Origin of the sequence: Streptomyces sp. NPDC050508, from assembly GCF_040655155.1 — a bacterium.
Lineage (GTDB): Bacteria > Actinomycetota > Actinomycetes > Streptomycetales > Streptomycetaceae > Streptomyces.
In genome coordinates this window covers 405,257-414,158 of sequence record NZ_JBFAJJ010000009.1, presented here as the reverse complement: position 1 = coordinate 414,158, position 8,902 = coordinate 405,257, and the positions used below count along the sequence as shown (strand labels likewise).

Sequence of the window (8,902 nt, the reverse complement as noted above, 5' to 3'; positions counted from 1 at the left end):
CCATTCCTCCGGGCCGCTCGCTCGCTTCTGAAACGGGCTGGAGCGGACCGAGTCAAGGGTGGAGCGCAGCGCAATCGGCGTAGCCGACGCGACCGCAGGGAGCGCCCTTTACTCGGGCCGTGGAAGCCCGACACTGGCCAAGAAGCGAGTGGCCCAACGTTCACTTCACAACTCAGGGCCAGAGCAACCCCTTCGACCAGCCCCGCTCCTCCCGGACATAGCTCAGGCGCACGTGTCGTCGTAGCGCATCTCCCTGGAAGAACTCGGCCTCGTCCGGGAACACGCGGTACAGCGTCCAGGACTCCACCGGCGTCTCCGGCTCCCGTTGTGCCAGTTCCCAGGCCGCTTCCGATGCCTGCGTCAACTCGCCCAGAGACGGGAGGACTTCGCTCTGGTGGCCGGTCAGCGCCGCCGCCAGGGCGCCTGTCGAGCGGGCGTGCAGGTCGGACTGAGATTCGGCCGGGGTCGCCGGGAGGACCGGGCCGCGCAGGCGGACCTGGCGGCCGAGGCGGGGCCAGTAGAAACCGAGGGCGGCGTACGCGAAGCCCTTCAGCTGGTGGCCCTTACGGCTCGTGGCGTGGGTCGCGAAGGACCAGCCCTCGTCGTCCGCGCCGTGCAGCATCACGATCCGTACGTCCGGGAGGCCCCCGCCCTCGGTCTCCGGGTCGCCGTCCCGCGTCGCCAGCGACATCGCGTGCGGTTCGGGCTCCCCCGCCGCCACCGCCTCCGCGAACCAGGTGGTGAAGAGGGCCAGTGGGGTCGCCGGTGCCGCGGTCGGGTCGAAGGGTGGTAGGTCGGTGACCTCCGGGGCCCATACCCGTAGTGATCTGAGTAGTTCGTGAAGGTCCGTTCCCGTTGCCATGGGGCGAGTATCACCTCCATCGGCCGGGAGTCACCGGTGATGCGTCAGCCGTCGGCCGTCACACCTCCGTCTCCGGGTCCGTCGCCAGCCGTCCGTGCAGGTGGACGTCACGGAACGCGTCCAGGCGGCCCGCTTCGAACATCGCCCCGCGCAGCGTCCCCTCGGCCGGGAAGCCGCAGCGTTCGGCGATGTGGCAGGAGGCGTCGTGGCCGAGGGCGTGGCCGAGTTCGAGGCGGTGCAGGCCCAGGTCGGTCAGGGCCCAGCGGGCGGCGAGGGTGAGGGCGCGGATGGTGACGCCTCGGCCGCGGGCCTCGGGGAGGGTCCAGTAGCCGACGCGGGCGACGCGGATGGTGTGGTCGATGTCGTTGACGCCGATGTGTCCGAGGGTCGTACCGTCGGCCGCGTCCGTGACGCAGAACGACGCGCTGACGCCGTCCTCCGCGCTCTCGGCGCGGGAGCGCAGCGAGTTGCGGGCGCCGGTGAGGTCGGTGATCGGCCGTAGGGGGGTGTTCCAGCGGCGGAACTCGGGGTCGGAGACTCCGCGGAGCCAGTCCGTCACGTCGGTGTCGTCGTCGGGGTCCCAGGGGCGCAGCCGCAGTCCGTGACCGTTCAGTTCAGGGAAGGGGTGTCGGCGGGACCGCTCGCGTATGTGGGCCATCGCGCCATTGAATCAAGCTCCCCGTGGGCCGTGTACGTCGTTTTCGGCGGTCCGCGGGCACCGGCTCACAGCGGCCGGAACACCGGTACCCCGACGCCGACCCCGTCTCGGAAGGTCACCTCCAGCGCCATTCCGGCCCGCAGCCCGGCGGCCTCGCACTGCACAATCTCCGTCATCATCCGCGGCCCCTCCACGAGATCGACCACGGCGGCGAAGTACGGCACCCGCTCCCCGAAGGGCGGCAGGTCGTTGCGGTGGACGACGGACCAGGTGTAGAGCGTGGCGCGTCCGCTCGCGGTCTCCCAGGTGACGTTCTCGCTCCAGCAGCGGGGGCAGAACTCGCGGGGGTAGTGGTGGGCGCGTCCACAGTCGGCGCAGCGCCTGATCAGGAGCCGGCCCTGTTCGGCGGCGTGCCAGTAGGTGCGGGTGAAGGCGTCGGTCTCGGGGATGTCGTAGCGCGGAGTGGCGGTCATCGGAACCAGCCCAGCGCGGCGTCCACCGACCACACCTGCCAGGACATCGCGAACAGGCCCACCACCGAGATGAGCGCCATCATCGCGTTCTGTCCCTGCTCGGCCCAGTCGTGGATCATGAGCGTGAAGTAGAGGACGTTGAGGAGTAGGCCTCCGACGAGCGCGGCCGGCGTGAGGAGGCCCACGACCAGGCCGAGGCCGACCGCCAGCTCGGCGTAGACGACGACGTACGCCATCGTGCGCGGGCGTGGGGCGACCATCACGTCGAAGCCCGAACGGACCGCGGTCCAGCGGTGTTTCGCGGCGACGTCGGCGGCCCAGGCGATGCCGGTGCCGCGTTCGAACCAGGCCTTCTTGTCCTTGTGTCGCCAGCTCTCCAGCCACCACAGGCCGAGTCCTATGCGCAGGACCGCGAGCCAGTCCGCTGCGCTGAGCCAGATCGCATCCATGAATCTGACGGTACGTCAGAACCTGAAGAAAGCCGAGAGGGGGCCATGAAATTCCTGTGTTCCGGCCGTGCCGCTGTGGGTCCCCCATGAATGCCCGGCAGATTGTTGACGATTTTGTTCAACGCCGATTACGTTCGCAAGCGCAAGGTCAAGGAGCGGTCGGGAAGACGCGGTCGGAAGACGAGAGGCAGCACGGTGAAGCACAGGGCAGTGAAGCGCAGGACGGTAGTCATGGGCATCGGCGCGACCGCCGGTGTCGCGGCGGTCGGCGGCATCGCGCTCAGCGCGAACGCGTCGAGCGACTCGAAGTCCTCGTCGTCCTCCTCGTCGGACACCCTGGTCTTCGACCCGGACGCCTACACGAAGCTCACGAAGACCATCACGGACACCGAGGGCACGAAGCACACGGTCGTCTACCACTTCTGGAAGGCGATCACGTACGTCGCCAAGCCGGTGGACGCCACCTACCAGTCCCTCATCGTCAGCTCCCCGGTGGAGATCGACGGCAAGGCGGTCGACGCGAGCAACGCGCCGATCCTGCTCGCCAACTCCGTCGGCGGCTACCTGCCCTCCTCCGTGTCGACCGCCACCGAGGTCGGCGGCGGCGGTTCGGCCATGGGCGGCGGCGCGGCTCCGTCCGGTGTCCCCAGCTCCTCCGCCTCCGCCTCGGCCTCCGCGAGCGCCTCCGCCCCGGGCGCCAACGGCAACACCAACGCCACCGGCGGTGCGACCTCCAGCAACCAGCTCCTCGCGCTGGCCGCCGGTTACGTCGTGATCGAGCCCGGCGCCCGCGGCCGTACCCTCAAGAACTCCAGCGGCGAGTACTACGGCACCGCCCCGACCGCGATCGTCGACCTCAAGGCCGCGGTCCGGTACGTGAAGGCCAACAAGGGGCGCATCCCCGGCGACGTCGAGCGGATCGTCTCCGCGGGGACCAGTGCGGGTGGCGCCCTGTCCTCGCTGCTGGGCGCGTCCGGCGACAGCCCGATCTACGACAAGTACCTGAAGGAGCTGGGCGCGGCCGACGCCTCCGACGCGATCTTCGCGACCGGCGCCTGGTGCCCGATCACCGACCTGGAGCACGCGGACGGCGCCTACGAGTGGAACTGGGGCGCCAACGACCTGAGCACCGGCAAGACGGTCGACCAGACCGTCTCCAAGGCGTTGCAGGCGCAGTTCGCCGAGTACCAGGCCGGGTTGAAGCTGCGCGGCCTCGGCGGCTTCGGTCCGCTGAACGCGCGCAACCTCGACGCGTACATGGTCGAGCAGTACCTGGAGCCGTCGGCGACCACATACCTCGCCGCCCTTTCGGACTCCGCCCGCGAGACCTACCTGAAGGCCAACACCTTCATCACCTGGTCCGGCGGCAAGGCCACCTTCACCTGGGCCGACTTCCTCACCCACGTCGGCGCCCGCAAGAAGGACGCCCCGGCCTTCGACGCCTTCGACCTCTCAGCCGGCGAGAACAACGAGTTCGGCACGGGCACGACGCTGGCCCGGCACTTCACGGCGTACGGCGCGAAGAACGACTCAACGGGCCTCAGCAGCAAGCGTGTTGCGAGCGACATCCCCGCGAAGCTCGACCTGATGAACCCGATGTTCCACCTGGTGGAGAAGGTGAACCCGAACCGTTCCAAGCACTGGTGGATCCGCCTCGGCACCAAGGACTCGGACACCTCGCTGACGGTCGCCGCCAACCTCGCCGCCCGTCTCGACAACCTGGGCGACGACGTGAACCACATCTACTACTGGGACGAGGGCCACGGCGCCAACACCGACCCGGGCGACTTCATCAAGTGGATCGCCCAGGTGACGGGCCACAAGGCCAAGCGCCGGTAAGCCGCCCTCCCCTCAGCCGCGGTGCCGGTTTCCCGTCATACATTCCGGTCGCCGCCGGCACGACGCCGAGCCCCTTCGCGCACGATGCGGGCTCGGCGTCGTGTGCTTTCCCGGCCGCAGCGCCTTCATCCGTCCCCCACAACCAGAGGCTGTACATCCCACAACCAGAGGCCCTACGCCAGCAACCTCACCCAGTCCTCCACACCCGTGATCAATCCGCAACCAATTCCGGGCTTGACCGAGACCCATCAACGTGGGACGTGATTACGCTCGCGCTCATGGCCGACTCCACAGCGCCCCCGATCCCCGCGGCGCAGAACCACGCAGACCGCCCCGTGTACGTCATCGGCGGCGGCCCCGGCGGACTCGCCGCCGCGTACGCGCTGCGCGCGCAGGGCATCCGTGCCGTCGTACTGGAGAAGTCGGACCGGGTCGGGGCGTCCTGGCGGAGGCACTACGACCGTCTGCACCTGCACACCACCCGGCGCCTGTCGGGGCTGCCCGGGCTCGCGATGCCGCGCCGGTTCGGGCGCTGGGTCTCGCGGGACGACGTGGTGCGCTATCTGGAGAAGTACGCCGAGGTCCACGAGCTGGAGATCGTCACCGGCGTCGAGGTCTCCCGCGTCGAGCGCTCGGCGGACGGCGCCGGCTGGCTGCTGCACGCCACCGGCGGCCGTGAGCTGACCGGCCGCGCGGTCGTCATCGCCACCGGCACCAACCACACCCCCCAGCTCCCCGACTGGCCCGGCCGCGACACCTACACCGGCGACCTCCTGCACGCCGCCGACTACCGCAACGCCCAGCCCTACGCCGGCCGCGACGTCCTGGTCGTCGGCGTCGGCAACACGGGCGCGGAGATCGCGGTCGACCTGGTGGAGGGCGGAGCGTCCCGCGTCCGGCTCTCCGTCCGCACGACCCCGCACATCGTGCGCCGCTCGACCGCGGGCTGGGCGGCGCAGTACACGGGCGTTCTCGTACGACGGCTGCCGGTCGGCGTCGTCGACCGGCTCGCGGGGCCGATGGCCAAGCTCAGCGTGCCGGACCTGGCGGCGCAGGGGCTGCCGCACCCCGACACCGGGCTGTACAGCCGGGTCAAGGAGGGGTCGATCCCGGTGCAGGACGTCGGGCTGATCGATGCCGTGCGCAAGGGGCTGGTCGAGGTCGTGGCGGCCGTGGAGAGCTTCGAGGACGGCAAGGTGGTCCTCGCCGGCGGCGACCGCATCGGGCCGGATGCCGTGATCGCGGCCACGGGATACGTCCGCTCCCTGGAGCAACTCGTCGGCCACCTCGGTGTGTTGGACGCCCGCGGCAAGCCGGTCGCGACCGGCGCGCACACCCCGAAGGACGCGCCAGGCCTGTATTTCACCGGCTTCACCAACCCCATCAGCGGCATGTTCCGCGAGATGGCGATCGACGCGGAGAAGATCGCGAAGGCGGTCGCCAAGGGCGTCCGCAAGGGCCAGTTGGCATAAGGGTCCTCTGCCGCAGGCCGAGACATCTATGTTCTTTGCGTGCACGACAGTTCCTGACGCAGTGTCAGTTCAGTAATCTGACACTGCGTCAGTTAATTGTGCTGTCACGACTGTCACACAGGAGCGGGCGGACCGATGCTTGGATCAACCCACGGCACCCTCACCACCGACTCCCGCCGGGCCCGGGTCATCGCCTGCGGTGAGCAACCCGGCCCGGCCGTCCACGGCAGGCCCGCCGACGTCGACGACCTCGACATCAGCGGGCGGCCGTTGTACGCCGGCGTACCCGACCTGGACCGTTTCTTCCGCCCCGAGTCGGTCGCCGTGATCGGCGCCTCGGACGCGGAGGGACGGCCGAACACCGGCATCACCCGCCAACTCATGGCCTGGGCAGGGAGGGTGGGCGCCCGTCTGCACCCGGTGCACCCCACCCGCGCGACGGTCTTCGACATCCCCTGCTTCCCCTCCGTCGCCGATCTCCCCGAACAGGTGGACCTGGCCGTGGTGTTGGTGGCCGACCCCCTCCCGGTGATCGAGCAACTCGCCGAGGCGAAGGTGAAGTTCGCGGTCGCCTTCGCGTCGGGCTTCGCGGAGACGGGCGAGGAGGGTGCGCTGGCACAGGCCCGACTCGCCGCCGCCGTAGGGAGGTCGGGCCTGCGTCTCCTCGGTCCGAACACCAACCTCAACGCCTTCGAGAACTTCCGCGAGGACCTCGAAGGCCCCGCCATCGCCCTCATCACCCAGTCCGGCCACCAGGGCCGCCCGGTCTTCGCCCTCCAGGAACTCGGCATCCGCCTCTCCCACTGGGCGCCCACCGGCAACGAAGCCGACCTGGAGACGGCCGACTTCATCTCCTACTTCGCCGAGCGCCCCGAAGTCGGCACCATTGCTTGCTACGTGGAGGGCCTCAAGGACGGCCGCTCCTTCCTCCTGGCCGCCGACCGCGCCGCCCGCCGCAAGGTGCCCGTCGTCGCGGTGAAGGTCGGCCGCACCGAGACCGGCGCCCGCACGGCCGCCTCCCACACCGGCAAACTCACCGGCGCGGACACGGTGGTGGACGCGGCGATGCGCCAGTACGGCGTGATCCGCGTCGACGGCCTCGACGAACTCCAGGACACGGCAACGCTGTTGGCGCGGGCGAAGCCTCCGGTGGCCGAGGGGGTGGTCGTGTACTCGATCTCCGGCGGCACGGGCGCCCACTTCGCCGACCTGGCGAGCGAGGCAGGCCTACGCCTCCCGCAGCTGTCGGACGCGAAACAGGCCGAACTCCACGAGTGGATACCGCCGTACCTGAGCGTGGCCAACCCGGTGGACAACGGCGGTCACCCGGTGGGCGACTGGCGCGGCCGGAAGATCATCGACGCGATCCTCGACGACCCGGAGGTAGGGGTGCTGGTCTGCCCCGTCACGGGCCCCTTCCCCCCACTGAGCGACAAGCTGGTGGAGGACCTGGTGGCGGCGGCCGAGCGCACGGACAAGGTGGTGTGCGTGGTGTGGGGCTCGCCGGTGGGCACCGAACCGGCGTACCGCGAGGTGCTGTTGGGATCGTCGAGGGTGGCGACGTTCCGCACGGTGGGCAACTGCATCACGGCGCTGCGCGCCTACTTCTCCCACCACCGCTTCGTGCACGCCTACCGTTCCCCCTTCGACGAGGCCCCCCGCACCGTCTCCCCCTCCTTCCGCAAGGCGCAGGCGCTGATGCGCCCGGGCCAGCAGTTGAGCGAGCACGCGGCGAAACAACTGCTGCGGGCCTACGGCATCCGGGTGCCGCGCGAGCAGTTGGTGACCAGCGCGGCGGCGGCCGTACGGGCGGCGGGGCTGGTGGGCTACCCGGTGGTGATGAAGGCGTCCGGGGCGCAGATCGCGCACAAGACGGAACTGGGCCTGGTGAAGGTGGGGCTGACGTCGGCCAGTCAAGTCCGGGACGCCTACCGGGAGTTGACCGACATCGCGCGCTACGAGGACGTGACCCTGGACGGTGTGCTGGTCTGCCAGATGGTCGAGCGGGGCGTCGAGATGGTCGTGGGCGTCACGCAGGACGAGCTGTTCGGGCCGACGGTGACGGTCGGGCTGGGCGGGGTGCTGGTGGAGGTGCTGCGGGACGTGGCGGTACGGGTGCCGCCGTTCGGTGAGGACCAGGCGGGCGAGATGCTCGGGGAGTTGCGCGGGCGTCCCCTGCTGGACGGAGTACGGGGTCGGCCACCGGCGGACCTGGACGCGCTGGTGGAGGTGATCCTGCGGGTGCAGCGCATGGCGCTCGAACTGGGCGATGTGCTCTGCGAGTTGGACATCAACCCGCTGATGGTGCTGCCGCGGGGGCAGGGCGCGGTGGCGTTGGACGCGCTGGCGGTGTGCCGATGACGACCGAGGTGGTGCACACCGTCGCGGGCCGGGTCGCGTACCTCACCCTCAACCGGCCCGAGGCCCTGAACGCCCTCGCCCCGGCCCAACGGGACCGGCTGATCGGCCTGTTGGGCGAGGCGTCGGCCGATCCGGCGGTCCGGGCGGTGGTCCTCACCGGCACCGGGCGCGGCTTCTGCGCGGGCGCGGACCTGCGGGGCGGGCCCGCGGCCGGTGAGCGGGTGGCCGGCGATGTGGCCCGCACGATCCGCCTGGGCGCGCAACGTCTGATCGCCGCCGTCCTGGACTGCGAGAAACCGGTGATCGCGGCGGTGAACGGCACGGCGGCGGGCCTGGGCGCGCATCTCGCCCTGGCCTGCGACCTCGTACTGGCCGCGGAGTCGGCGAGGTTCATCGAGGTGTTCGTACGACGGGGGCTGGTCCCGGACGGTGGGGGCGCGTATCTGCTGGCCCGGCTGATCGGGCCGCAGCGGGCCAAGGAGCTGATGTTCTTCGGGGACGCGGTGAGCGCGGCGGACGCGGAACGGCTCGGCCTCGTCAACAGGGTCGTACCGGACGGGGAGTTGGCGAAGACGGCCCGGGAGTGGGCGGAACGTCTCGCCACCGCCCCCACCCGGGCCCTCGTCCTCACCAAGCAACTCGTCAACGCGTCCTTGGACAGCGACCGGGCGACCGCGTTCGCGGCGGAGGCGGCGGCGCAGGAGATCAACATGACCACGGAGGACGCCCGGGAGGGTGTGGCGAGCTTCGTGGAGCGCAGGAGTCCCGAGTACCGGGGACGGTGAACT

At 70.5% G+C, this 8,902-nt stretch carries 8 protein-coding genes; 4 read left to right on the top strand and 4 right to left on the bottom strand.

The features are described from left to right. Positions 1 to 172: 172 nt before the first annotated feature. The 4 genes from AB0I69_RS27200 to AB0I69_RS27185 form a co-directional block, all read right to left on the bottom strand. On the bottom strand, positions 173 to 862 hold the full coding sequence (locus tag AB0I69_RS27200; RefSeq protein WP_363098292.1) for a pyridoxal 5'-phosphate synthase: 690 nt from the start codon (positions 860 to 862) through the stop codon (positions 173 to 175). Positions 863 to 920: 58 nt separating this feature from the next. Beyond that, positions 921 to 1,520, bottom strand: a complete 600-nt coding sequence (locus tag AB0I69_RS27195) for a GNAT family N-acetyltransferase (RefSeq protein WP_363098291.1) — start codon at positions 1,518 to 1,520, stop codon at positions 921 to 923. A gap of 65 nt (positions 1,521 to 1,585) precedes the next feature. Next, positions 1,586 to 1,993: an OB-fold domain-containing protein gene (locus AB0I69_RS27190; protein ID WP_363098290.1), complete on the bottom strand. Its 408-nt coding sequence runs from the start codon at positions 1,991 to 1,993 to the stop codon at positions 1,586 to 1,588. Beyond that, positions 1,990 to 2,442 (bottom strand): DoxX family protein, encoded by a 453-nt coding sequence (locus AB0I69_RS27185; protein ID WP_363098289.1) that lies wholly within the window; start codon positions 2,440 to 2,442, stop codon positions 1,990 to 1,992. The genes AB0I69_RS27190 and AB0I69_RS27185 overlap by 4 nt, the downstream gene beginning before the upstream one ends. Before the next feature lie 231 nt (positions 2,443 to 2,673). On the opposite strand from AB0I69_RS27185, the gene AB0I69_RS27180 reads away from it, so the two are divergent. The 4 genes from AB0I69_RS27180 (at position 2,674) to AB0I69_RS27165 (ending at position 8,899) form a co-directional block, all read left to right on the top strand. After that, positions 2,674 to 4,281 carry a subtype B tannase gene (locus AB0I69_RS27180; protein WP_363098288.1) on the top strand — a complete coding sequence of 536 codons (1,608 nt, stop codon included), beginning with the start codon at positions 2,674 to 2,676 and terminating at the stop codon, positions 4,279 to 4,281. Between the two features lie 278 nt (positions 4,282 to 4,559). Then, the gene (locus AB0I69_RS27175) at positions 4,560 to 5,753 is read left to right on the top strand and encodes an NAD(P)/FAD-dependent oxidoreductase (protein WP_363098287.1); all 1,194 of its coding nucleotides are present in this window, start codon (positions 4,560 to 4,562) and stop codon (positions 5,751 to 5,753) included. Between the two features lie 135 nt (positions 5,754 to 5,888). Beyond that, positions 5,889 to 8,114, top strand: coding sequence for an acetate--CoA ligase family protein (locus tag AB0I69_RS27170; RefSeq protein WP_363098286.1), 2,226 nt, complete (start codon positions 5,889 to 5,891; stop codon positions 8,112 to 8,114). Beyond that, a complete protein-coding gene (locus AB0I69_RS27165) occupies positions 8,111 to 8,899 on the top strand; it encodes an enoyl-CoA hydratase-related protein (protein WP_363098285.1) in 789 nt (262 codons plus the stop codon). The genes AB0I69_RS27170 and AB0I69_RS27165 overlap by 4 nt, the downstream gene beginning before the upstream one ends. The last annotated feature ends 3 nt before the right edge of the window (positions 8,900 to 8,902 follow it).

Excerpts from the sequence above, each read along its gene's own strand:
- AB0I69_RS27200 (WP_363098292.1), bottom strand. The coding sequence starts at position 862 with ATGGCAACGGGAACGGACCTTCACGAACTACTCAGATCACTACGGGTA.
- AB0I69_RS27195 (WP_363098291.1), bottom strand. The coding sequence starts at position 1,520 with ATGGCCCACATACGCGAGCGGTCCCGCCGACACCCCTTCCCTGAACTG.
- AB0I69_RS27190 (WP_363098290.1), bottom strand. The coding sequence starts at position 1,993 with ATGACCGCCACTCCGCGCTACGACATCCCCGAGACCGACGCCTTCACC.
- AB0I69_RS27185 (WP_363098289.1), bottom strand. The coding sequence starts at position 2,442 with ATGGATGCGATCTGGCTCAGCGCAGCGGACTGGCTCGCGGTCCTGCGC.
- AB0I69_RS27180 (WP_363098288.1), top strand. The coding sequence starts at position 2,674 with ATGGGCATCGGCGCGACCGCCGGTGTCGCGGCGGTCGGCGGCATCGCG.
- AB0I69_RS27175 (WP_363098287.1), top strand. The coding sequence starts at position 4,560 with ATGGCCGACTCCACAGCGCCCCCGATCCCCGCGGCGCAGAACCACGCA.
- AB0I69_RS27170 (WP_363098286.1), top strand. The coding sequence starts at position 5,889 with ATGCTTGGATCAACCCACGGCACCCTCACCACCGACTCCCGCCGGGCC.
- AB0I69_RS27165 (WP_363098285.1), top strand. The coding sequence starts at position 8,111 with ATGACGACCGAGGTGGTGCACACCGTCGCGGGCCGGGTCGCGTACCTC.